24 protein-coding genes and 1 other annotated feature are annotated in these 22,786 nt (G+C 34.3%); all 24 genes read left to right on the top strand.

Going from position 1 to position 22,786, the window contains the following annotated elements:
- Positions 1-112 precede the first annotated feature (112 nt).
- The 24 genes from C9914_RS09970 to C9914_RS09845 all read left to right on the top strand — a co-directional run bounded on the left by C9914_RS09970 (position 113) and on the right by C9914_RS09845 (position 22,604).
- Complete coding sequence (locus C9914_RS09970; protein WP_106765148.1) at positions 113-1,957, top strand: SLOG domain-containing protein; 1,845 nt, start codon at positions 113-115, stop codon at positions 1,955-1,957.
- Positions 1,958-1,959: 2 nt separating this feature from the next.
- Complete coding sequence (locus C9914_RS09965; protein ID WP_106765147.1) at positions 1,960-2,661, top strand: TIR domain-containing protein; 702 nt, start codon at positions 1,960-1,962, stop codon at positions 2,659-2,661.
- A 273-nt stretch (positions 2,662-2,934) separates the two neighbouring features.
- Complete coding sequence (locus tag C9914_RS09960) at positions 2,935-3,291, top strand: hypothetical protein (protein ID WP_106765145.1); 357 nt, start codon at positions 2,935-2,937, stop codon at positions 3,289-3,291.
- Between the two features lie 25 nt (positions 3,292-3,316).
- Positions 3,317-4,504 (top strand): toll/interleukin-1 receptor domain-containing protein, encoded by a 1,188-nt coding sequence (locus C9914_RS09955; RefSeq protein WP_106765143.1) that lies wholly within the window; start codon positions 3,317-3,319, stop codon positions 4,502-4,504.
- 39 nt (positions 4,505-4,543) lie between these two features.
- Complete coding sequence (locus tag C9914_RS09950) at positions 4,544-6,517, top strand: hypothetical protein (RefSeq protein ID WP_106765141.1); 1,974 nt, start codon at positions 4,544-4,546, stop codon at positions 6,515-6,517.
- Positions 6,518-6,693: 176 nt separating this feature from the next.
- Positions 6,694-7,236, top strand: a complete 543-nt coding sequence (locus C9914_RS09940; RefSeq protein WP_106765139.1) for an energy-coupled thiamine transporter ThiT — start codon at positions 6,694-6,696, stop codon at positions 7,234-7,236.
- 23 nt (positions 7,237-7,259) lie between these two features.
- Positions 7,260-7,841 carry a hypothetical protein gene (locus C9914_RS09935; protein ID WP_106765137.1) on the top strand — a complete coding sequence of 194 codons (582 nt, stop codon included), beginning with the start codon at positions 7,260-7,262 and terminating at the stop codon, positions 7,839-7,841.
- A gap of 178 nt (positions 7,842-8,019) precedes the next feature.
- Positions 8,020-8,196, top strand: coding sequence for a 30S ribosomal protein S21 (gene rpsU / locus C9914_RS09930; protein WP_022263647.1), 177 nt, complete (start codon positions 8,020-8,022; stop codon positions 8,194-8,196).
- Positions 8,197-8,362: 166 nt separating this feature from the next.
- Positions 8,363-8,893, top strand: coding sequence for a YqeG family HAD IIIA-type phosphatase (locus C9914_RS09925; protein ID WP_022263646.1), 531 nt, complete (start codon positions 8,363-8,365; stop codon positions 8,891-8,893).
- Positions 8,890-9,321 (top strand): type II 3-dehydroquinate dehydratase, encoded by a 432-nt coding sequence (gene aroQ, locus C9914_RS09920; RefSeq protein WP_022263645.1) that lies wholly within the window; start codon positions 8,890-8,892, stop codon positions 9,319-9,321. The genes C9914_RS09925 and aroQ overlap by 4 nt, the downstream gene beginning before the upstream one ends.
- 85 nt (positions 9,322-9,406) lie before the next feature.
- A complete protein-coding gene (locus C9914_RS09915; RefSeq protein WP_022263644.1) occupies positions 9,407-10,486 on the top strand; it encodes a M24 family metallopeptidase in 1,080 nt (359 codons plus the stop codon).
- 160 nt (positions 10,487-10,646) lie between these two features.
- A complete protein-coding gene (gene efp, locus C9914_RS09910; protein WP_022263643.1) occupies positions 10,647-11,204 on the top strand; it encodes an elongation factor P in 558 nt (185 codons plus the stop codon).
- Positions 11,205-11,256: 52 nt separating this feature from the next.
- Positions 11,257-11,697 carry a CD1247 N-terminal domain-containing protein gene (locus C9914_RS09905; protein ID WP_106765133.1) on the top strand — a complete coding sequence of 147 codons (441 nt, stop codon included), beginning with the start codon at positions 11,257-11,259 and terminating at the stop codon, positions 11,695-11,697.
- Positions 11,698-11,797: 100 nt separating this feature from the next.
- Entirely contained in the window at positions 11,798-12,538 is a 741-nt protein-coding gene (locus C9914_RS09900) for a site-2 protease family protein (protein ID WP_242972108.1), read from the top strand.
- Between the two features lie 19 nt (positions 12,539-12,557).
- A complete protein-coding gene (locus tag C9914_RS09895) occupies positions 12,558-13,262 on the top strand; it encodes a segregation and condensation protein A (RefSeq protein ID WP_022263640.1) in 705 nt (234 codons plus the stop codon).
- Positions 13,263-13,268: 6 nt separating this feature from the next.
- Complete coding sequence (scpB, locus tag C9914_RS09890) at positions 13,269-13,868, top strand: SMC-Scp complex subunit ScpB (protein WP_106765130.1); 600 nt, start codon at positions 13,269-13,271, stop codon at positions 13,866-13,868.
- Complete coding sequence (locus tag C9914_RS09885) at positions 13,865-14,494, top strand: DUF2953 domain-containing protein (RefSeq protein WP_106765129.1); 630 nt, start codon at positions 13,865-13,867, stop codon at positions 14,492-14,494. Before scpB ends, C9914_RS09885 begins: the two co-directional genes overlap by 4 nt.
- A gap of 136 nt (positions 14,495-14,630) precedes the next feature.
- Complete coding sequence (gene ytfJ, locus C9914_RS09880; RefSeq protein WP_022263637.1) at positions 14,631-15,074, top strand: GerW family sporulation protein; 444 nt, start codon at positions 14,631-14,633, stop codon at positions 15,072-15,074.
- 89 nt (positions 15,075-15,163) lie between these two features.
- Complete coding sequence (locus tag C9914_RS09875) at positions 15,164-16,300, top strand: D-alanyl-D-alanine carboxypeptidase family protein (RefSeq protein ID WP_106765127.1); 1,137 nt, start codon at positions 15,164-15,166, stop codon at positions 16,298-16,300.
- Between the two features lie 25 nt (positions 16,301-16,325).
- Positions 16,326-17,090: a pseudouridine synthase gene (locus tag C9914_RS09870; protein WP_022263635.1), complete on the top strand. Its 765-nt coding sequence runs from the start codon at positions 16,326-16,328 to the stop codon at positions 17,088-17,090.
- A 36-nt stretch (positions 17,091-17,126) separates the two neighbouring features.
- Positions 17,127-18,008, top strand: coding sequence for an NADAR family protein (locus tag C9914_RS09865; protein WP_106765126.1), 882 nt, complete (start codon positions 17,127-17,129; stop codon positions 18,006-18,008).
- Between the two features lie 56 nt (positions 18,009-18,064).
- Positions 18,065-18,305 (top strand) — a binding site (T-box leader).
- Between the two features lie 530 nt (positions 18,306-18,835).
- The gene (gene pheS / locus C9914_RS09855) at positions 18,836-19,855 is read left to right on the top strand and encodes a phenylalanine--tRNA ligase subunit alpha (protein WP_022263633.1); all 1,020 of its coding nucleotides are present in this window, start codon (positions 18,836-18,838) and stop codon (positions 19,853-19,855) included.
- A 13-nt stretch (positions 19,856-19,868) separates the two neighbouring features.
- Positions 19,869-22,262 (top strand): phenylalanine--tRNA ligase subunit beta, encoded by a 2,394-nt coding sequence (pheT, locus tag C9914_RS09850; protein ID WP_106765122.1) that lies wholly within the window; start codon positions 19,869-19,871, stop codon positions 22,260-22,262.
- A gap of 96 nt (positions 22,263-22,358) precedes the next feature.
- Entirely contained in the window at positions 22,359-22,604 is a 246-nt protein-coding gene (locus tag C9914_RS09845) for an IreB family regulatory phosphoprotein (protein WP_106765120.1), read from the top strand.
- Positions 22,605-22,786: the final 182 nt, after the last annotated feature.

Genomic DNA, 22,786 nt, shown 5'->3' with positions numbered 1-22,786 from the left:
ATTTTTCCTCCAAATTAATTTAAACCATCAAGGAAAGATAATTCTTAGTTATCTATTATCTAAAACAGAAAATACAAATAAACTTATTATAAAAGAAAGTGAGAATTAAATTATGAAGGTATATATATTAGAGCCAATTGCTACAATATGTGATAAGGAAAATACAAGCGAAGTTATGTTTTTTGCTGATATTATCAAATACCAGTTTGATCGTTTTGGAATTGAGTATTTTTGTGTTCATAAAACAAATTATAAAAAATTCAGTTTACAGTTGGACGCCGATTCAATTGTGATAATTTTTAATGACTGTATAGGTACAAATAATGAATTTCTCAAAAAAGCAAAGTTAAAAAAATCAAAAATATTTCCTGTAGCTTTTTGTAAAGATGACAGGATTCCACCTGCTATTGTTTCTGGTAAGCAAAGTTTTGATGTTTATGATCAATTAAGAAGGAGAAATTTGTCGAATAGTTACATAGAGGTCACAGCTAAAGTTTTTGCACGTAAGATTATTTCTGAATGTATGCCTACAATTTGTAATGACAATATAAATATTTTTCTGAGTCATAGACGAATGGATGGAGAAGAAATTACAGCTTCTATTTGTGATATTTTAAAAGTCATAGCACCAGAGAAGGAATATTTTCGAGATATAGTAAATGTTAATATTGGAGAGAATGCACAAGAAGTTATTGATACCGCATTGGCTTATAGTGATGTACTTGTGTTTTTTCATACCGAGCTTTCTACAACTTCAGACTGGATACTTAAAGAGATATTGTATGCACTAATAAACAATATTCCGATTCTTTGGGTTAAAATTGGTAATCCGGACATAAAAGGTTTAAGGTATATGCCTTCTGAAAAACCACATCTTGAGTATTTAGAAGACGATTTTTGTAATCAAGATAAGCTTAATGAAATAGCAGATCAGATTTTGGATAAATCATATGAAATACTTTTAGATAAAAGTAATGATGTTTATGATGAAATGAACTGTATTACTGATTTGTTGAATGATAAGTTGGAATTAGTTAATGACACAAAAATGCTTTATACTTTATCATTACCAAGGAAAGGTTATAGCTATCCCCAAAGGACAATTAATCAGTTTGTACAATTTTTTGGAAGAATACCGAAACAATCTGATGCGGATGACTTAAAAAGCACCTTAGCACGTTACTCATCATCAGAGTTTGACTCAGCAGTAATGCTTTCAAAAAGAGTAATTACCCGTACTAAATATGACGATATCCTATCCGATAATTTCGATGATTTTTATTATACCTATTTTAAATATCTAAAAGGTAATTCAGCAGATTTACCTTATGATATTGTTATTTCGGGAGCTTTCCCTGACGGCGATGAAATTTTTAAGCAAAATTTAACTTACTCTTTAATTTGTTTTGCGAAAGAGATACTTAAAGAAGGCTTTAATTTGTGTTTTGGAGCACATCCGACGTTTCAGGAATTAATTTTTGATACTGCAAAAATTGTTACAGAAAATCATGTAGAAAAAGTCAAGATGTATATTTCTAATTATTTTGTATCGCATAATAATATTTCAAATTTTAAGAATAGATGTACTCCTATAGAGGTAGACGAAGTTGATAATAATCAGACTTTAAGCCTTACAGAGTTAAGAAAAAAACTAATTGAAAGAGAAAATGTAAAAGCATTAATTTGTTTAGGTGGGAAAATAAAAGAAAATAAGAGTGAAGAAGGTATTAGAGAGGAGATCACCATAGCAAAAAGTAAGGGAATACCAGTATTTTTGATTGGTTCTGTTGGCGGCTGTTCATCGATAATTGCAGAAGATTATGCTAAAAATGATAATTGGAACGAATTAAATGATGCATCCAAGGAGCTAAATACCAGTCTTATGCAAGGTATCGATTATAAAAAATCTGCCAGATTAGTCATTGATTATATAAAACAAAATGTCAGCGAGGAATAAGTATGGGGAATAAAATTTTCGTTTCATATAAATATGGAGATAATAATGTAGAAAATATTATTGGTACGAAAGGCAAGGGAGGATTATGTACTGTTAGAGATTATGTTGATGAACTTGAAAAAACATTGAAAAATAAAACAGAACATATTTATAAAGGTGAATCTGATGGTGAGGATTTATCTCAGTTATCAGATGATACAATTTGGGAGAAGTTAAAAAATCGTATATACGACAGTACGCTTACAATTGTTATGTTATCGAAAGGAATGAGAGAAAAGTATAAAGCTGAAAAACATCAGTGGATTCCTCAGGAAATATCTTATTCACTTAAAGAAATTTCAAGGATTGATTCCAGTGGAAATTCAGTGACAAGTAAAACGAATGCATTAATTGCCGTAATTATTCCTGATATATATGGTAATTATGATTATTTTACATATCAAAAAGATTGTTGCACCAAAAAGTGTACTCATTATAATAACGACTCAGATAGGATTTTTACAATTATGAGTAAAAATATGTTTAATCAGAAAAGTCCTGATAAAGAGCAATGCGACAACAACAATTACATATATCATGGAGAATGCAATTATATGCTTTGTGTTAAATGGAATGATTTTGTTGATAATGTAGATAAATATATTGATAGGGCCTATTCAATTCAAGATAATCAGGAAGAGTACGATATAGCCAAAACAATATGATAAAAGTTATAATAATTAAAAAGATGATAATAGTTGAGGTGTTGGTAAAATAAAGATTTTTCAGCAAGGTGAGTTTAGTGATTATTCAAATATTAGTTTAGGATTGTCTATTTTGATGAGATTTGTGATGGTGTTTATGATTATAAACTTGATGATGGATATTATAACTTAGGTTCATGGGTAGAAAAAGCTGCAAAATTACATAACCAATAATGGTGAAATTATGGATAATAATTAAAGCATTTAGAATTAATTCAGGGTGTTATTAATCAAATGGCGAGTAATTCTTTTAAACTCAAAGGTTGGGCAGTAACATTAGCATCAGGTATTTTTGCTTTGGCAAGTAAAGAATCAGATAAAATGTATTTTCTTATTACTTATGTACCGGTTATTGTTTTTTGGTTTTTAGATGCATATTATTTATGGCAAGAACGGCTATATAGAACTTTATATAATGATGTTCGTATGAAAGATGAAAACGATATAGACTTTTCATTAAATGTATCAAATTATGCAAATAATCCAGTGAAAAATACATTTTGTTCTAGTTTATTATCAAAAACAGAAATATGGTTTTACATACCGCTTGCGTTGATTTGCACTTGTGTTATTATAATCACTCATATTTAATGCCTTGGGAGAATGAAGTAAGAAAATGTCTGGCGTAACAAAACATATTTATGAACATGAAATTAGAGATATCTTGCAAATGTGGCAAAAACAGATAAAATCTTTATTACCTTTATTGCCGCAATATTACAAAGAAAGTGATATAATAGCATTACTAAAACATTATTATCCCCACGAATGGAATTCTGTTAAATATAAATATTCTTACTATCAGCAAAAGGATAAGTATTTAAAGAAACGCTTTGGGAAAATTCGCTATGGTATGAAGAAACCTGAGAGGTTGCTTCAAAGTGTTAGTTTGTATAAAAAAGTTACCTCTTTTGAATACAAGAAACACTATTCTGATTCTTTTTCGGAAGAAGATTTTTTAAAAGCAAAAGAAGCATTATGGAGTAAACGAAGACCAAAAATAGAACGAATAGATCAGAAAATAGAAAAAGCTTTAGCAAAAACTCAACAAATTACTCCTGCATATTTAGATCAACTGATAGGATTTTATGAACGAAAAAATACAAGTCAAAAGGACAGGTTATATATCCTTTTAGAACTAAAAAAATACTATAGTCCGAAAATTATTCGGTTTTTCTTTAAAATAAATGATACAGAACTCAATAAACAGTTACGCTGGGAGGCGTTCTATCATTTACAGAGTTTTAGTTACCAGCCACGAGCAAGAAAACAAAAATATATGCAAGTACACACAAGAAATAAAAAAAGAAAAATATTCTTAAGAGATGTTTATCCAAATCAAACATATCATATACCTAAAAATCCTTATGAACTTGAATACCGTATAGAGAATTCAAAAGAACAAAAAATAAAAGAATATGATTTTTTTATTTCTCACAGTAGTAAAGATAGTTTTTCTGTACAAAAATTGATAGTGTATGAAAATCAACAGGGAAATAACGTATTTTGTGATTGGATAAGTGATGCAGATTATTTGAAACGTAATCTAATGTGTGATGCTACACTTAGAGTGATAGAAAAAAGATTACTTCAATCAAAAGCACTTATTTTTGTTGAATCAGAGAATTCAAAAAATTCTGTATGGTGTAAATATGAGTTGAATTATTTTTTGCAACTAGATAGACCGATGTTTGTTATTGATAAGAGATGTATTGAAAATTCTGAGTTTATTGTAGCGCCTTTAAAAACTGATTGGTTTGTTGCGCCTGACTATAAAAATATCTCGCTCAAGTTACATGCGTAATTTACTGACAAAATTGTGCCAAAAAGGAAAAAGATAAAAATGTTTTTTGATATTTGCGGAATTAATAAAATGTTTAATGTAATAATGGAAAATTATATTTCATTACTTGTCGGTCAGATTACAATATTTGGTATTGTTTTAGCTTCTTTTCAATTTCTTTGTGATCATCAAAAAAATGATCAACGAAGTAATTTTTATCTTGGGTATAATATCTTTGAATTAGAATTAAAGGATAATGTAACCATTCTTAGCTTAGTAAAGAGTAAGCTGTTTTTAGTTCTAATATTATTCGAAATAATTTCATTGCCTGCAATTCGTGTGATATATGTTACGCCAAAGATAGTAGTAAATACTATGATTATTATTGATATAATTGCAATTATGTTGTATTTTGGTGTCATGTTTTTATTGCTATTTCAAATAGCTAAATATGTTTTAGGTATGAATAAGACAAGAAATATGATTTCCATAAGAGTGGTTACAAAAGCTTATGAAAAGTTCCTCAAAGACAATAACTTTTTTTATTCACAAGAAATTAATTCAAAAAATTTCCTTAATATTTCAAATAAATTGGCAAAAGTTATAGTTTCGGATGATAATAAAAATGAAGCAAAGCAAGAACAAATATATTATGATATGTTTGCTCTTGAAATATTGGAAAGGTATTATGATAGAAAGTTAGATTTAAACAAAGACAAATCGGCTATTATTAGTGATAAAGCTAAAAAGGTATTTAATAAGTGTTTTGAGGTTGACGCCTTACTGGTTATTGTAAAAAACTACTGTGAAAAAATTGACGAAAACAATATACATTCATTCACCAAATTAATTATAAATATTCTTCTTTTTGATTATTATTTATCAGATGATTTTTACTCGAATAGCTTAAAAAAGAGATATTGTGAAATTATTGATTGCCTATATCAAGATAATAATACAATGAGTAAAAAAGCAACGATTGAATACTTATTTGCATATATGAATAATTATGAAAATAAAACGGTTTCAATCTTCTGTCAAGATGAAATAAAAAGGTCGATTAGAAAAGAACTATGTAGCTGTTTTGTTGGTACAGCAACTTTTGAAAATTTTGTTTCTATTTATAGTATTGTAAACAGCGATTGTAATTTGATGGGTTATTTATGCCTGAAAATTACTGAAAATATGATTTCTAATAATTCAGTTGATATTAAAAACTTGACAGAAATTTTTAATGTAAGTGATAGATTTTACATTTTTACTTATTTGATCATATACTACTCTGTTTACAGATTTAGAAGCGATTGGGAATACATAAACATAGATAACTTAAAATCACTTTTTTCTATTTATAGTTTAGATAAAGTAGATGTTGGATATGTTTCTGAAAGATTAATGCATTCGAATATATCGCACAGGATTGATGACAATGTTATTAGTCAACTTGTTTATTATCTTGAAAGTGGCTTAACAAGTAACTTGATATTGCAGATTAAAGATGATAAATATTTTGATTTATTTTACATAGTAGTTATTAAATGCTGCGTATTGGAACAAAGTGATTACTTGGGTGCATTTGAGTCTTCATTTACAATTGAAGAATTGTTATCGCTTCTTAATGAATTTTCAATTCATAGGGAAGTTGTATGCAATAAAAATTTAAGTATGTTTTTATATCAATTGAGAAAATTAATTATACCACAATTGTCAAAATATGAAATTCAATACCAAGTATTTAGGGCATTAAGAAAAATGATAATACTAGATTTCAATTTAAAAAAAGAGTACTTTAACTCGAAATCAATTTTTATAAACCCTGATGATTTTGCTAAGTATGTTTTGTTAAAGTTAGATGATGATACTGCTAAGTGGCCCGAGGTTGAGAATTGCATAAAACCTTCCTTTGTTAAGAGTAATATGACAAGTGAGGATTATGTTGAACACTTGTCTATGATTTCATCTGAATTAGGTATTCCAAAGACTTTACATCAAAAGGAAAAAATGAAAAATTATTTAAAAATACATTTTAATTAGTATTTTATATTTATTCTGCTATTTCCCTACACTCGCCAGAGCGCATGACTGTTAATCATGATGTCACTGGTTCGAGCCCAGTTGGGGGAGCCATAAAGCAGTAAGTTTTTTGCTTACTGCTTTTTATTTTATTCTTTGAAATTGATATATTTGATTTTAAATCAAGGAGTTTCTATATGAAAACAAAGCAAATTACATTTGCAGGTTTAGCGATTGCTTTAGCTATAGTTGTTTCAACAATTATAAAATTGCCAAGTTTGCCGAATGGTGGTTCAATTACGCTTTTTAGTATGCTTATTATAAGTATGATTGGCTATTGCTATGGGCCAACAACAGGTTTTATTGCATCTATCACATATGGTGTTTTGCAATTTATTTTAGAACCTTATTTTGTACACCCATTACAAGTACTTTTAGATTATCCGCTTGCTTTTGGAGCGTTGGGCATTTCTGGATTCTTTTCAAAAAATAAAAATGGCTTAATATATGGATACCTTTTTGGTATATTAGGCAGACTTTTCTTCCATGAGGTTTCAGGATTAATTTTTTATACAACATATGTGGGTGATTTTCATGATAATATGATAGCAATTAGTGCAGTTTTAATTTACAATGCAAGCTATGTATTGACAGAAGGACTTATTACTCTTATTCTTTTAGTGCTTCCGCCAGTCAGAAAGATGCTTGAAAGTATAAAGCGTCTTTCTGTAATTTATTGATTTTATATAATGAGGTAAAAATTATGAGTGATATGACAAAATTTGATATTATGCCACTTACAGAAAGCGACAGAGGAGTTGCCTCATACTTAATGATATATTCTGCTTATGAATATTTAAATAAGCTTATTCCCAAAATAGAGCTTGGTGGACTTGCAATAAAAAATAGTCTTATCATAAGAAAGTTTTATAAAGCTGTTTTAGATGGTAAAATAGTAGGTCTTATATATTTGAGTGATTGTAGAAGTGGATATATAGAACTCGACTATTCTGATATAAGAAAGCAATTTGGAATAATAAAAGCTAAAAAAGTTTATAAAGCACTTGAAAGCATATTTAGCATTAAGAATATTCCTAAGGAATGTGGTTATATAGGCTATCCTATTTCCGCTGAAAGCATGGATACTTCTGTGGCTGAGGCACTTTTAAAATATATATTATCTCAAAGGAAATATAGTAAATATTATATGAAAGTTTCAAATAATGAATTTACAAAGCGTGAACTTTTAGAAAAGCTTGGCTTTAAAGCTGTTAAAGAGTATGAAATTGAAGAAAGTTTAAATCAAAAAACAACATATTTACTTATGGAATATTCAGATAATTAAATGATGTTTTAGTTTGTAAATCAAAAACTAAGCATTAATATTTTATTTATTAAAAATTGGAGAAAAAACAAACAAATTTTATAAAATCTCTTGACAAAATCAAGCTTTATATAGTATAATACAACTTGTATCGTATGACACAATACCCCTGCCGTATGGCGGATGGGAGGGAAGATAAATGGCTGAAATCAGAATTAAGGATAACGAGTCTCTTGAGAGTGCACTTAGAAGATTTAAGAAGCAGTGTGCAAGAGCTGGTGTTATTGCTGAAGTTCGCAAGAGAGAGGCTTATGAGAAGCCTTCTGTAAAGCGTAAAAAGAAGTCTGAAGCTGCTCGTAAGCGTAAGTTTAAGTAATAACGAGAATTTCAGAATTATCGCAATTAAATAACAAAATTGAGGGTCTGTCTTGAATAGTCAGCCGTATTAATCCACGGCAGGCATTTCAGGGCAGATTTTTTTGCAAATATCAAAAACTTTTGTGGTGTTAAGAAATGATTGAAAAATTAAAGGTTGTGATTCGGTGATTAAGCCGACAATGGCTTTTGTGTCTTTTAAAGATATTACAGTTGAATTCCTGAAAAAAAATAATATAGATGCAATTTTACTTGATGTTGATAATACAGTATCTCCGCCATCATCTAAGAAAATTTATGATGGGGTAGAGGAGTGGCTCGATGAAATTAAGAAAAGTGGCATTGAGGTTATAATATGCTCAAATAATTTTAGAAAACGAGTTTATCCATTTGCGAAGAGTGTAGGACTTGATTGCGTAGCAATGAGTCTTAAGCCCTTACCATTTGGTTTTATTCGTGCCGAAAAAAAGCTTTCTGTAAAGCCCAAAAATGCTTTAGTTATTGGCGACCAGATTTTTACAGATATACTTGGTGCAAAGCTTGCTGGAATGAAATCCGCACTTCTTGTGCCACAATCTCCAGATAAGGGCAAAACTATAAAGCTTCGCAGAAAGTTGGAGCTTCCTATGAGAAAAAAACTTTATGGAGAAGATTATTTATCTAAATATAATCTTTTAGAAAGAGATGATAAGAAATGAAAAAGCTTCTTGTTTTACTTGGCCCAAACCTCAATATGGTTGGCATAAGAGAAAAGGCGATTTATGGCAAAGAAAATGCGCAAAGTATAAATGAAGATATTCTTGCTAAGGCAAAATCACTCAATATTGAGTGTGAAATATATCAATCAAATCATGAGGGTGACCTTATAGATAGAATTCACGCCGCTTATAGTGAAGATGTCAGCGGAATTGTTATAAATGCAGGTGCGTTGACACATTATAGTTATGCTTTGCGTGACGCTATTGCATCGGTTGAGGATTCTATTCCAACTATTGAGGTGCATATGTCAAATGTTCATACTCGTGAGGAGTTCAGGCATAAATCTGTAATTTCACCTGTATGCAAGGGTGTTATTGCAGGCTTTGGCAAAAATGGATATTTCTATGCTCTTGAGGAGCTTGCTTGAATTTACCACTCATAATATTTGTCTGATAAGTGTAAATGATACATTTATGGCTCTATTTAAGTAGAGCTTAAAGGGAGTTTAAAAAATGACTAAAACAAGAGAATTAGCTCATATGATTCCGTCTTATGCAGATGCAGCTCTGATATATTCGCAGAATAACCGCAAATATTTCACAGGCTTTGTTTCATCACTCGGTTATTTACTGGTTACAAAGCGTGACACATATCTTTTTGTTGATTTTCGTTATGCTGAGGCCGCAAGGGCTGTTGCAAAGAACTGCAAGGTTGTTCAGTTCAGAAAGTTTAATGATAGCCTGAAAGAAATTATAGAAAAAGAAAATCTTCGTGTAATTATGCTCGAAAGTTCAGCATTTACCTTTGAAATGTATAATTCAATGGAAGATACTTTCAAGCTTTGCAAAGTAAGTACAATTAAAAATGATGAGCTTGATAGAATCATTGCCAAAATGCGTGGTATAAAAACTGAACAAGAAATTGAACTTATGCAGAAAGCAACAAATCTTACAGAGGAGGCTCTCACTGAAACTCTTAAAAAAGTTGAGGTTGGAGTTTGCGAAAGAGAATTAGCTTTGTTTATGGAAATGTATATGCGTCAGCATGGTGCAGTAGGTGTTGCTTTTGACTTGATTATAATTTCTGGCAAAAAGACATCTATGCCACACGGTGTTCCTGATGACAAAAAGCTTGAATATGGCGACCTTATTACACTCGATATTGGTGCAGATGTAGAGGGATATAAAAGCGATATGACAAGAACAGTTGCTCTTGGAGCGGTTAGCGATTATCAGGCTAAAGTATATGACATAGTAAAGACTGCCCAGCAAGCCGCACTTGATAAAATTAAGAGTGGTGTAAGCTGTGGTGAGGTTGATAGGACAGCTCGTGATATAATTTATAAAGCGGGCTTTGAGGGCTGCTTTGGACACGCAACAGGACACGGCGTAGGTCTTGATATACACGAAAAACCAAGCCTTTCTCCTAATAATTGCTTTAAGCTTGAGAGCGGAATGGTAGTAACAAGTGAACCGGGAATCTACCTTGATAACGAATTTGGTGTAAGAATTGAAGACATGGTTCTTGTTACAGATGATGGTTACAAGAACTTTAATTCATTTACCAAGGACTTAATTATTCTCGGAAATTGACCAATATATTGTTAAATTTTTGTATATTTTGGAATGTGTTTAGATTAAATGGTTGCAATTTTTGCTTGTTTATTGTATACTTTAATATATGAGAGCAATATGTGCAGTATTGCCTTGAATATGAAACGAGATATTCTTAAAATAACAGGAGGATTATTTAATGATTTCAGCAGGTGATTTCAGAAATGGCGTAACATTTGAAATGGACGGCAATGTAGTTTCTATCGTCGAGTTCCAGCATGTTAAGCCTGGTAAGGGTGCGGCTTTCGTTCGTACAAAGATTAAGAATGTTATTACAGGTGCAGTTGTTGAAAAGACTTTCAACCCAAATGATAAGTATCCAACAGCCTTCATCGACAGAAGAGATATGGAATACCTCTATACAGATGGTGACCTCTATTACTTCATGGATAACGAAACTTACGAACAGCTTCCTATCAATGCTTCAACACTCTCTGATAACTTTAAGTTTGTTAAGGAAAATATGGTATGTAAGGTTCTTTCCTACAAGGGAAATGTTTTCGGTGTTGAGCCACCTAACTTTGTTAAGCTTGAGGTTACTCAGACAGACCCAGGCTTCAAGGGTGATACAGCTACTAATGTAACAAAGCCAGCAGTTCTTGAGACAGGTGCAGAGATTAAGGTTCCTCTCTTTATTAATGAGGGTGACCTTATCGAAATCGACACAAGAACAGGCGAGTATATGGCTCGTGCATAATTTATTTTAATTATATTATCAGAATTTTGAAAATCGGAAGGAGCGTTTAAAAATGGGTATAAATGAAAAGGCAGCATACATTAAGGGCATGATTGATGGTATGGACCTTGATAAGAATGATAAGACAGTCAGGGTTTTGAATGCAGTTGTAGACCTTCTCAGTGAGGTTACTGAAAAGGTTTCTGACTTGAACGATGCTTATGATGAGCTTTGCGAACAGGTCGATGAGATTGATGAGGACCTCGCATCTATCGAAGAAGACTACTATGAAGACTTTGAAGATGATGACGATGATTATGTTGACGAAGACGACAACTTCTATGAGGTTACTTGCCCAAGCTGTGGCGAAACAACCTATATGGACGAAAATACGCTTCTTGAGGGCAGTATCTCTTGCCCAAAGTGCGGTGAAGAACTTGAGTTCGATTATTCCGACCTCGATGATTCAGATGATGATAGCTCCGATAGTGACGATGATGAGGACAAGGAGTAATTCCTTGACTTTGTTGCGAACTAAATGAGTTTGCAAGCGGGATTCTGCTCAAAAAATGCAGGATTCCGCTTACTTTGTATTAGAGAAAGGGAGATTTTATTTGCTACTTAGTGTATTAAGTAATGCTTTTAGTGGACAAGGCTTAGACCTTATGAGTGTTATTGCAAGTATATTGGCATCATTGCTTGTAATTTTTGTAATGCTACCATTTCACGAATTTGCCCACGCAACAGTTGCTGGTTGGTTCGGAGATAAGACAGCTAAAATGCTTGGCAGACAAACACTTAATCCATTAAAGCATATAGATTATGTTGGTGCATTTTTACTTTTGCTTGTCGGTTTTGGTTGGGCAAAGCCTGTTCCAGTAAATCTTGACCATAGAAAAAATCCAAAGGGTGCAATGGCGGTTGTTGCTTTGGCAGGTCCACTTGCTAATCTGCTTGCGGGTATTGTAGGTGGTTTGCTTATAAATCTTGTTTTAGAGGTAGACCCTACGGCAGTGTTATTTTTATTAGGTGGAAAATCAGTTGGTATTTTATCATATATTGTTCTTTTCCTATATTACTTTATGGCTATAAATATTTCACTTGCCGTTTTTAATCTTATTCCTATACCACCTCTTGATGGCTCTAAGATACTTATGGCATTCCTGCCAAATAAAATTTGCTATCAAATTCAACGCAATGAAGCAATGATTTCTATGATTCTTATGATTGCTATTGCTTTTGGTGCATTTAGTGGACCGCTTTCAGTTGCTCAAAGGTGGCTTACAAGTGGAATACTAAATTTAACAGCACTTCCGTTTTCTGGAAGCCCTTTTAATCCCAATTTTGGTCTATAATGAATAAAGGCGGTTAAAAATGGAAAAAATATCATATAAGCTTCCTACATTTGAAGGACCGCTTGATTTACTTTTACATCTTATCAGCAAAAATAAGCTTAATATCTATGATATAAGTATTTCAGAGTTGCTTAACCAATATATGGAGCATCTCGACCTTATGAAAGAAAACAATATGGATGTTGCCAGCGAATTTCTCGATATGGCATCAAGGCTTGTTGAAATTAAATCCTATGAGCTTTTGCCGAAATATGAGGAGGGTGAAAAGCTCAAGGAAGAACTTCAAGGACAGCTTCTTGAATATCAGGAATGCCGAAAGGCTGCCAAAAAGCTTGGCGAGATTGTCAGCTTTGATAATTATTGTCGTAATCAGATTAAGATGAAATGTGATACAAAGTATAAACGAAGTCACGACCCGTCTGTACTTGTTGCGGCATATATGGCAGCGGTTGGTCGAGGAAAGAAAAATCTTCCGCCGTCTGATGAAGCTTTTTCGGTTATTGTCAGACGAAAGATTGTTTCGGTTTCATCGAGAATTATAGGTGTAATGAGAATTTTATGGGGCGGAAAGCCAGTCAGATATTCAACACTCTTTGATGACAGCGAAAGCAAAAGCCAAATGGTTGCGACTTTTCTCGCTGTGCTTGAATTGATTAAGGGTAAGAGAGTTCGTGTTGAGGGTGACGGCGAAGAAGCTCAAATCCAAATGCTGCAAAGGCGGTGATAAGCTGTGGAAGCTGAAAAATTAAAACCTGCGATAGAAGCGATTCTATTTGCTTGTGGTACTCCAGCAGAGCTTACAAAAATAGCTCAGGCATTGGAGATAAAAGAAGAAAAAGCTGAAGAATTGCTGAAATCACTTATGGAGGATTATTCCAGTAGAAAATCAGGTATTAAAATAGTAAGGCTTGGGAAAAGCTATCAAATGTGTACAGAAAAGGAATATGCTGAGATTATTCGCACAGTTCTTGATTTAAGGAGAAATTCACCACTTTCACAAGCGGCTTTGGAGGTTCTTGCAATCATAGCCTATAATCAACCAGTTACAAAGGCTTTTGTTGAGCAGATAAGAGGCGTTGATTGTTCTGGTGTGGTTTCAAGTCTTGTTGCAAGAGAACTTATAGAAGAAAAGGGCAGACTTGAACTTCCAGGCAGACCTTTGATTTATGGAACAACAGAAAATTTCTTGCGTTGCTTTAATGTAAGTGATGTAAGCGAATTGCCACCACTTCCGCAAAAGAATAGTGATGAAGAAAATTCTGAAGAATCATCAGAAAATGGCGAAAACGAAAACACGGAGAAAGAACTTGAGAAAGAAGAGAAAATATGACCGCACTTTATATAATAGTCGGAATATTGCTTTTTATCTTTCTTTTGCTTATGATACCTGTTTCGTTTCGTTTCAGATATGATGGCGAGCCTGAACTTATATTGCAATATCTTTTTGTAAAGATAAAGCTTGTTCCACCAAAGGAAAAGTCAGAAAAGCAAAAAAATGAATCTGAAAAATCAGAAAAGCCTAAAGAGAAAAAGCCAGAAAAAAAAGAAAATAATCTAAAAAAGCTATATAAAAAGCGAGGTTTGGACGGATTATTTGAGATTTTGTCTGATGTTATATCCATTATAAAAGATACTTCATCAAAGCTTATTAAGCATATTGTTATCAAAAAGCTTAAAATAGATTTGCTTATTGTTGGAGAAGATGCAGGAGATACTGCTATGAAATATGGATATATATGTTCAGCATTATATCCTGCGGTATCTTTTATTGATTCAAATATGAAGCTTAAAAAAAAGCAAATTGATATAGAGCCAGGCTTTACAGAAAAAGAAACTAAGATTTTTGCTGAAACAAAAGTAAGTATAAGACCTTGGTTTGCCTTAGGTACAATAATCTCGGCAGCTTTGAGGGGAATTAAACTTATACTTGGTATAAAGAAGGATATGGAAGTGTAATTTTAGTTAATTATACCTTCTATGTAAGATAATTAAAAGCTTATAGTTTCCAAAGGTAGTTACCTACGGTAGAGCCTTTGGTAGTTTTTAAGGGCAAAGTCCTTAACTAAATAAAGATTTGAAAGGAATGGTTTAAATGAGTGAACAACAACATCATCCAATTGAGGGTCTTATGGATACAACACTTGATAAAATCAAGCAAATGGTAGATGTTAATACTGTTATCGGAACACCTATTACAACAGCAGATGGTACTACTATAATTCCAGTATCTAAGGTGACTTATGGTTTTGCATCAGGTGGTTCCGAATTTGCATCAAAGAAAATGGAAAATAGCAAACTTTTTGGTGGCGGTTCGGGTGCAGGTGTTACAATTAACCCTATTGCATTTATTGCAGTATCAAACGGCGAGGCAAAGCTTCTTAACATTGAAAGTTTCCAAGATAGCCAAGACAGAGCTGTTGCAATGGTTCCGGATTTGATTGATAAGATTGTTGGTCTTTTCAAAAAAGATAAAAAAGAAAATTCAAAAGAAAGCACCGATGACGAAGATTCTGAAATGTCAGACCCAACAGTATAATAGTTGTCATTCTTAAATAAAAGAGCGTTATATTTAACAACCCGCTGAGCATATAATTAGATAATCTTAATTTTCGGCGGAGGTTACATATGAAAAGGACAACTGCTTTGTTGCTGTGCTTTGCAGTGATATTTTATTCGTTCATATCTTTAGGGGCAAGTGCTGATTCTAAGGCTGACGGTGATAAGCCGTCAGTTTCTGCGTTGAGTGCAATATTATATGCACCCGATAGCGGAACAATCATTTATGAAAAGGATAGCCACACAAGGCGACCGATTGCAAGCATTACAAAAATTATGACAGCTCTGCTTGCATTTGAATTTGCACAATCCCAAGATATTGATATTAAATTCACAGCGGATATGCAGGCAGAGGGTTCAAGTATGTACCTGAAAAATGGTGAGATTATAAAGCTTTCTGAGCTTGCAAAAGGTATGATGATGGTTTCTGGAAATGATGCCGCAAATGCGATTGCAATTACATTGGGAAAAAGTACAGATGGTTTTGCAGAGATGATGAATCAAAAGGCGGCATCGCTCAATATGAAAGATACCCATTTTGTTACACCGTCAGGGCTTGATGATGAAGAACATTACTCAAGTGCATATGATATTGCTATGCTTACAGCTTATTCTATGGAAAACGAGCAGTTTAAAGAAACTGTAAGTCAAAAAAGTATAACTGTTAAATATACCTCTCCCGAAAACAAAACTCAGATATGTAATAATCATAATAGGCTTTTATCGCTTTATGATGGTTGTATTGGGGTTAAAACAGGTTTTACAAAAACAGCAGGTCGAACTCTTTCAAGCTGTGCTGAGAGAAATGGTGTTCGTTTGATATGTGTTACGCTTAATGATGGTGATGATTGGAATGACCATCAGAAATTATATGATTATGGCTTTTCTAAAATGAAAACTGAAACACTTTGTCAAGCGAAAGACGCTATTCAAGCTAATGTTGTTGGTGGAGAAGCTGATGAGATTCAGCTTTATCCATCAAGGGATATAAATGTTTCAGTAGTTGATGGAGAGCAATGTAAAATAGAATCAGAAATTATACTGCCGAGATTTATTTATGCGCCTATAAGAAAAGGCAAAGCTGAAGGTAAAATTATTTTTAGGGTAAATGGTAAAATAATAGGCTGTGCCGACCTTATCGCAAAGGAAGAATGTAAGGCAGTTATTCACGAAAAAGGATTTTTAGAAAAACTTTTCAGACGATAAAAATATAAAGAAAAGAGGGATAAGTTTGGCTTCTAACGAACTTATAAGAATACAGAAAATTATAGCCGATGCAGGTATAGCTTCACGCAGAAAGGCAGAGGAGCTTATACAAAAAGGCTTGGTAAAGGTAAACGGAAAAACAGTAACTCTTGGTGATAAAGCTAATCCTAAAAAAGATGAAATCATTGTTCAAGGCAGAAAGCTAAATTCATCTGCAAAATCTAAAAAATATTATGTTATGCTTCATAAACCAAGAGGATATATTACAACAATGAGTGATGAGCGTGACCGTAAATGTGTTGCAGAGCTTATAAAGGATTTTCCAACAAGACTTTATCCTGTCGGAAGGCTTGATAGGGAAAGCGAAGGTTTGCTTCTTATGACTAATGACGGAGCATTTGCAAATGAAATTATTCACCCATCACATCATGTCGCAAAGACCTATCGTGTAACTGTTCACCCAAGAATATCTGAAGAACAGCTTACAGCTTTGACAAAAGGTGTTTTGGTTGATGGCAGACTTTCCTCACCAGCTGGAATTAAGGTTCTTGCTCAAGAAAGAGAACGCACAGTTCTTGAGATTATTCTTGAAGAAGGCAGAAACCGTCAAATCAGAAAAATGTGTGAAGCAGTCGGACTTGAGGTTGCAAGACTGAAAAGAACTGCCATAGGTCCAATTAAATTAGGTATGCTTCAGCCGGGAAAATACAGAGAGCTTACTCCACAAGAGATGAAAGCTTTAGCTAATGCAAGAAAGAAAGCAGAATCACGCAAAGAAGAAACAAGATAAATTCTTAATTTGTAAAGTTGAAATCAGGTGGAAACTATGCAAGAAAAGAAACTTATGCCACCGCTTTGGATAGCTTATCCTTATATGGAAAGATATTCTATAGGTTGGCGAATGGGTTCTGGAGAGGAGTATAGGTATAATATCTATGATTGGTTTAAAACTCTTTCGCCAAGTGAACAGAACGAATATGTGGAACTATTTCCTGAGCCGAAAAGCTGGTGTGAATTTTGGAACGAATTTTTAGAAAGAGATTATGATGAATTCCAGATTGAAAAAATGCATTATATTCATAATGATTTTTCAACTCATTTTTGGCAAGAAAATGGAAAACCGCTATATAATATTGATTGGCTGAGAAAGAGATATAAAAGTGGTGAAAAAACCGATTTTGTTTTCTTTTGGGGACATAGACCGTCTAAAAATGGTATTACAAAATCTTGTTTTAGCCAGTGGTGGAAATCTGAATTTCATGAAGAGCATTATAAATATTGTTGTATGGAACAATATATGATATCGAAAAAAGCTTTGCTTTTTGATGATAAGGAAGTTTTTGAGCAAATTATGGTTTCTGATGAACCAAATAAAATAAAATCACTTGGCAGAAAAATTCGTAATTTCGATGAAAAGATATGGAATGATGTAAAATACAGCATTGTTTTGAATGGCAATTATCTAAAGTTTACGCAAAATAGAAATCTTATGAATTTTCTGCTGAGTACAGGTGATAAAATTCTTGTTGAAGCAAGTCCTATGGATAGAGTTTGGGGCATTGGCATGAGTGAAAATGATGAGCGAATAAATAATCCTTATGAATGGCAAGGTGAAAATCTTCTTGGCTTTGCTTTGACAGAAGTAAGAGAAGAAATTAAGTCTGTTTATGCAAATGAAGGCTTAGTTGATTATTCGCTTGTGAAATAGCTAAAATATATTATCAAATTCCTTGCAAGTTTTTATTTTTTATGATATAATTTACTATAAACGCAATGACGAAAAAAGTAGTCCATTTATATGCAGTCTAAAGAGAAAAATTGTCGAGGGCTGAGAGCAATTTTGTCTGTGGAATGAGATGAAGTTCATTTCCGAGCGGTACTGCTGAAATGCTTATGCAGATTAGGCGGTAACGGAGAAAAGCACCGTTAAAGGCATAATGAGAGTTTGCTTATTGCAAAAACAAGGGTGGTACCACGGAAGATTATATATGCTTTCGTCCCTGACACTAAAAAGTCAGGAACGAAAGCATTTTTTGTGGGTGCCGACCCACGGCGAAGACGCGGAATCGCTCGGCAAGCCTCGCTCGTGGTGGATTATGGGAAGTTGGTTGACGCGGATGAAGAATCTACCGTAGCCGAACAGGCTATGCCGTTCGGCTCTGCCGATGCGTGGGAAGTTTATTGATGTGGTCGAAGAAATTACTAATCTTCCCATAAGAAAGTTAAAAGTTTCGCTCAAGGCGGCGAGCCGCCGCAGCCAAAACATGGAATCGCTCGGCAAGCCTCGCTCGTGGTGGATTATGGGAAGTTGGTTGACGCGGATGAAGAATCTACCGTAGCCGAACAGGCTATGCCGTTCGGCTCTGCCGATGTGTGGGAAGTTTATTGATGTGGTCGAAGAAATTACTAATCTTCCCATAAGAAAGTTAAAAGTTTCGCTCAAGCCTTTTCAAAGGCTTGCAGAGTCGAGGGACAGCGTCCCTCGTGGGTTTTAAGGGCAAAGCCCTTAACATAAATTTTTTTGAGGTGAAAAGTATGAAAGAACAGCTTGAAAATATCAGGCAACAGGCACAGGAAGAGCTTGCTAAAGCAAGTTCAAAGCAAGAGCTTGAGGCTCTTCGAGTAAAGTATCTCGGAAAGAAAGGTGAACTCACAGCTATTCTAAAGCAAATGGGTAAGCTTTCTCCTGAGGAGCGTCCGGTAATAGGACAGCTTGCAAATGAAGTAAGAGAAAATATAACACAGCTTCTTGAATCTGCACAGGCTGACATAAAAACTAAAGAGAGAAATGCAAAGCTTGCGGCAGAAAAGCTTGATGTTACACTTCCAGGAAAGAAACATGAGCTTGGCAATAAGCACCCACTTTCTATTGTTCTTGATGAGATTAAAGAAATCTTTGTCGGAATGGGCTTTGATATTGTCGATGGTCCAGAGGTTGAGTATGATTATTATAACTTTGAGGCATTGAATATTCCAAAGGATCACCCAGCTCGTGATACTCAGGATACATTCTATATCAATGATAATATCGTTCTCAGAACACAGACATCACCTGTTCAGATTCGTGTTATGGAAAAGCAAAAGCCTCCTATTCGCATAATTTCTCCAGGTAGAGTTTATCGTTCAGATGCAGTTGATGCAACACATTCACCACTTTTCCATCAGATTGAGGGACTTGTTGTTGATAAAGGCATTACCTTTGCTGACCTCAAGGGTACACTTGAAACATTCGTAAAGCGTCTTTATGGTGAAGATTCAGTTGTTCGTTTCCGTCCGCATCACTTCCCATTTACAGAGCCATCTGCTGAAGTTGATGTTCAGTGCTTTAACTGTAAGGGTGCCGGCTGTCGTCTTTGCAAGAACGAAGGCTGGATTGAAATTCTCGGTTGTGGAATGGTTCACCCTAAGGTTCTCGAAAACTGCAACATTGACCCTGAGGAATATACAGGCTTTGCACTTGGTCTTGGTCTTGAGAGAGTTGCAATGCGTCGTTATAATATTGATGATATGCGTCTTTTCTATGAAAATGATGTAAGATTCCTGTCGCAGTTCTAAGGAGGTATAAAAAATGAATTTATCTATGAGATGGCTTCGTGAGTTCGTTGACATTGATGAAAATATCAATATGAGAGAATTCTCTGAAGCAATTACAATGAGTGGTTCTAAGGTTGAGAGCTTTGAAAAAGAAGGCTCTGAGCTTAAAAATATAGTTGTCGGTAGAGTTCTTTCAACAGAAAAGCATCCTGATGCAGACAGACTTACAGTTTGCAAGGTTGATGTTGGCGAGGCTGAACCTATTCAGATAGTTACAGCCGCAACAAATGTTGTTCCTGATGTACTTGTACCTGTCGCAAAGGATAATTCTGTTGTCCATAGCGGTCAGAAGATTAAGAAGGGCAAGCTTCGTGGAGTATTGAGCCAAGGTATGTTCTGTTCTGTTGCAGAGCTTGGAGTAACTGTTCATGATTTCCCTTATGCTATTGAGGACGGCATTTTCCTTATTCAAGAGGACTGCAAGGTCGGCGATGATATAAGAGATGCAATAGGTCTTAATGATACAAAGGTTGAGTTTGAAATCACTTCAAACCGTCCTGATTGTTTCTCTGTTATTGGTCTTGCAAGAGAGGCTGCCGCTACTTATAATAAGCCACTTAAGCTTCATACGCCTGTTGTAAAGGGTATCGGCGAAAGCTGTGAGGGTATGCTCGATGTTAAGATTGAAAACAAAGAGCTTTGCAAGATGTATAGTGCAAAAATCGTTAAGAATGTAAGAGTAAAGCCATCACCACGCTGGCTTCGTGAAAGACTTCGTGCTATGGGAGTTCGCCCTATTAATAATATCGTTGATATTACTAACTATGTTATGCTTGAATATGGTCAACCTATGCACGCTTTTGACTTGCGTTTTGTTGACGGTGCTAAAATCCGCATAAGAAATGCAAAAGCAGGGGAAACTATTACAACTCTTGACGGAATTGAGCGTAAGCTTTCAGAAAAGAACCTTATTATAGCAGATGAAAATAAGCCTATCGCTATTGCTGGTGTTATGGGTGGAGAGTTCAGCGGAATTGTTGATGATACAAACACTATCGTTTTTGAATCTGCTAACTTTGATGGTGCATCTGTCCGTCTTACAGCTAAAGAGCATGGTATGAGAACAGACGCTTCCTCACGCTACGAAAAGGGACTTGACCCGAATAATTGCTTGCCTGCACTTCAGAGAGCTTGTGAGCTTGTAGAGCTTCTTGACGCAGGAGATGTATATGATGGCGAGATTATCGACTTTGCTGGTGAATCTATCGACAAGATAAATGTAAGAAAGAGAATTGCTCTTGAGCCTGATTGGATTAACTCATTCCTTGATACAAAGCTTTCTGTTGACGAAATGAGGGCTATTCTTACAAAGCTTGAATGTGAATTTGACGGAGAAGATGTTCTTCCGCCAACATTCAGACCTGACCTCCAGCATAAGGCTGATATTGCAGAAGAAATTGCTCGTTTCGTAGGCTACAACACAATTCCATCAACTTCTATAAGCGGTGGTGCTCAAGGTAAGTATACAGCTCGTCAGAAGTTTGATAATAAGATTGCGTCAACAATGCTTGCTCTTGGTTTGAGCGAGATTATGACATATTCTTTTGTAAGCCCTAAGTATTATGATAAGATTCTTATGCCAAAGGATAGCAAACTTCGCCGTTCAGTTGTTATAACAAATCCGCTCGGTGAGGATACAAGCGTAATGCGTACAACTGCACTTCCTTCAATTCTTGAAATCCTTGCAAAGAACTATAACAACAGAAACGAAAAGGCTTATCTCTATGAGCTTGCTCGTGAGTATATTCCTACAACAGATGATAAGCTTCCTGTCGAAAAGAATAAGCTTATAGGTGGTTTCTATGGCTTGTCTGATTTCTTTGAGTTAAAGGGCATTGTAGAAGAAACTCTCGACAGACTTTCAATCTATGATTATGATGTAGAGGCTTCCGCTGATGAATTTGCATATCACCCAGGTCGTTGTGCTGTTCTTACTATTGACGGCGAAAGAATTGGCGTATTCGGCGAACTTCACCCACAGGTAGCTGAAAACTATGGTATCGTTGAGAGAGTTTATGCTTTTGAGCTTGAGGCTGATTTGCTCTTTAAGTATACAAAATCTGAAAAGCAGTATACTCCACTTCCTAAGTTCCCTGCTGTAACAAGAGATATTGCAGTTATCTGTGATGAGAATATCCCTGTTCTTACACTCGAAAAGGCTATGAAAAAATCTGCTGGTTCTACTCTCGAATCTGTTAAGCTCTTTGATGTATATCAAGGTGAACAGATTGAAAAGGGTAAGAAGAATGTTGCATTCAGAATCACAATGCGTTCTCATAATGAAACCCTCACAGATGAACACGCTAACAGCACTATGAAGAAAATTATGAAGGCCCTTGAAAATGAGGGTGCAGTTCTTAGAGCATAATGCACAATAAATTGGTCATTTTAGTGTCAAATTTACAATTTGTACTTGAAATCCTATAATGTATATGCTAAAATAAGCAGTATGGAGGTGGTACTCGTGCAGGACAAAACTATGGTCTTTTCTATTAACGGCAATAAAGATGAGAGCATAAGAGTTATTCTTACTACGGTTTATAAGGCTCTTGAGGAAAAAGGCTATAATCCTCTGAATCAGATTGTCGGATATATTTTGTCTGAGGATCCCACTTATATAACTACTCACAATAACGCGAGAAATCTTATAAGAAAAATTGATCGTGATGATTTGCTTGAAGTTTTGTTAAAGAATTATTTAAATCTTTAAGACATCATTGCTAAAAGGAGTGCCTGATGGTTTTAAATAAAATCTGAAGCATATCTTACCAAAATAAAAAGTATTATGGTAAGACCTTAAATTTGTGAATCTACTGCGTTTTTGTGCCTTGTGCAAATTTCCTTGCACAAGGCACAGTAGTTTCTTTAACCGTTTATAAATCATACTTACTG

Source organism: Pseudoruminococcus massiliensis (assembly GCF_900291955.1).
GTDB lineage: Bacteria > Bacillota > Clostridia > Oscillospirales > Acutalibacteraceae > Pseudoruminococcus > Pseudoruminococcus massiliensis.
Note: the sequence above shows the minus strand (reverse complement) of the source record. Positions and strands in the feature narration are given on the sequence as shown.

What these genes read in the sequence shown, in the direction of transcription:
- C9914_RS09970 (WP_106765148.1), top strand. Translation starts at nt 113, where the DNA reads ATGAAGGTATATATATTAGAGCCAATTGCTACAATATGTGATAAGGAA.
- C9914_RS09965 (WP_106765147.1), top strand. Translation starts at nt 1,960, where the DNA reads ATGGGGAATAAAATTTTCGTTTCATATAAATATGGAGATAATAATGTA.
- C9914_RS09960 (WP_106765145.1), top strand. Translation starts at nt 2,935, where the DNA reads ATGGCGAGTAATTCTTTTAAACTCAAAGGTTGGGCAGTAACATTAGCA.
- C9914_RS09955 (WP_106765143.1), top strand. Translation starts at nt 3,317, where the DNA reads ATGTCTGGCGTAACAAAACATATTTATGAACATGAAATTAGAGATATC.
- C9914_RS09950 (WP_106765141.1), top strand. Translation starts at nt 4,544, where the DNA reads ATGTTTTTTGATATTTGCGGAATTAATAAAATGTTTAATGTAATAATG.
- C9914_RS09940 (WP_106765139.1), top strand. Translation starts at nt 6,694, where the DNA reads ATGAAAACAAAGCAAATTACATTTGCAGGTTTAGCGATTGCTTTAGCT.
- C9914_RS09935 (WP_106765137.1), top strand. Translation starts at nt 7,260, where the DNA reads ATGAGTGATATGACAAAATTTGATATTATGCCACTTACAGAAAGCGAC.
- rpsU (WP_022263647.1), top strand. Translation starts at nt 8,020, where the DNA reads ATGGCTGAAATCAGAATTAAGGATAACGAGTCTCTTGAGAGTGCACTT.
- aroQ (WP_022263645.1), top strand. Translation starts at nt 8,890, where the DNA reads ATGAAAAAGCTTCTTGTTTTACTTGGCCCAAACCTCAATATGGTTGGC.
- C9914_RS09915 (WP_022263644.1), top strand. Translation starts at nt 9,407, where the DNA reads ATGACTAAAACAAGAGAATTAGCTCATATGATTCCGTCTTATGCAGAT.
- efp (WP_022263643.1), top strand. Translation starts at nt 10,647, where the DNA reads ATGATTTCAGCAGGTGATTTCAGAAATGGCGTAACATTTGAAATGGAC.
- C9914_RS09905 (WP_106765133.1), top strand. Translation starts at nt 11,257, where the DNA reads ATGGGTATAAATGAAAAGGCAGCATACATTAAGGGCATGATTGATGGT.
- C9914_RS09895 (WP_022263640.1), top strand. Translation starts at nt 12,558, where the DNA reads ATGGAAAAAATATCATATAAGCTTCCTACATTTGAAGGACCGCTTGAT.
- C9914_RS09885 (WP_106765129.1), top strand. Translation starts at nt 13,865, where the DNA reads ATGACCGCACTTTATATAATAGTCGGAATATTGCTTTTTATCTTTCTT.
- ytfJ (WP_022263637.1), top strand. Translation starts at nt 14,631, where the DNA reads ATGAGTGAACAACAACATCATCCAATTGAGGGTCTTATGGATACAACA.
- C9914_RS09875 (WP_106765127.1), top strand. Translation starts at nt 15,164, where the DNA reads ATGAAAAGGACAACTGCTTTGTTGCTGTGCTTTGCAGTGATATTTTAT.
- C9914_RS09865 (WP_106765126.1), top strand. Translation starts at nt 17,127, where the DNA reads ATGCAAGAAAAGAAACTTATGCCACCGCTTTGGATAGCTTATCCTTAT.
- pheS (WP_022263633.1), top strand. Translation starts at nt 18,836, where the DNA reads ATGAAAGAACAGCTTGAAAATATCAGGCAACAGGCACAGGAAGAGCTT.
- pheT (WP_106765122.1), top strand. Translation starts at nt 19,869, where the DNA reads ATGAATTTATCTATGAGATGGCTTCGTGAGTTCGTTGACATTGATGAA.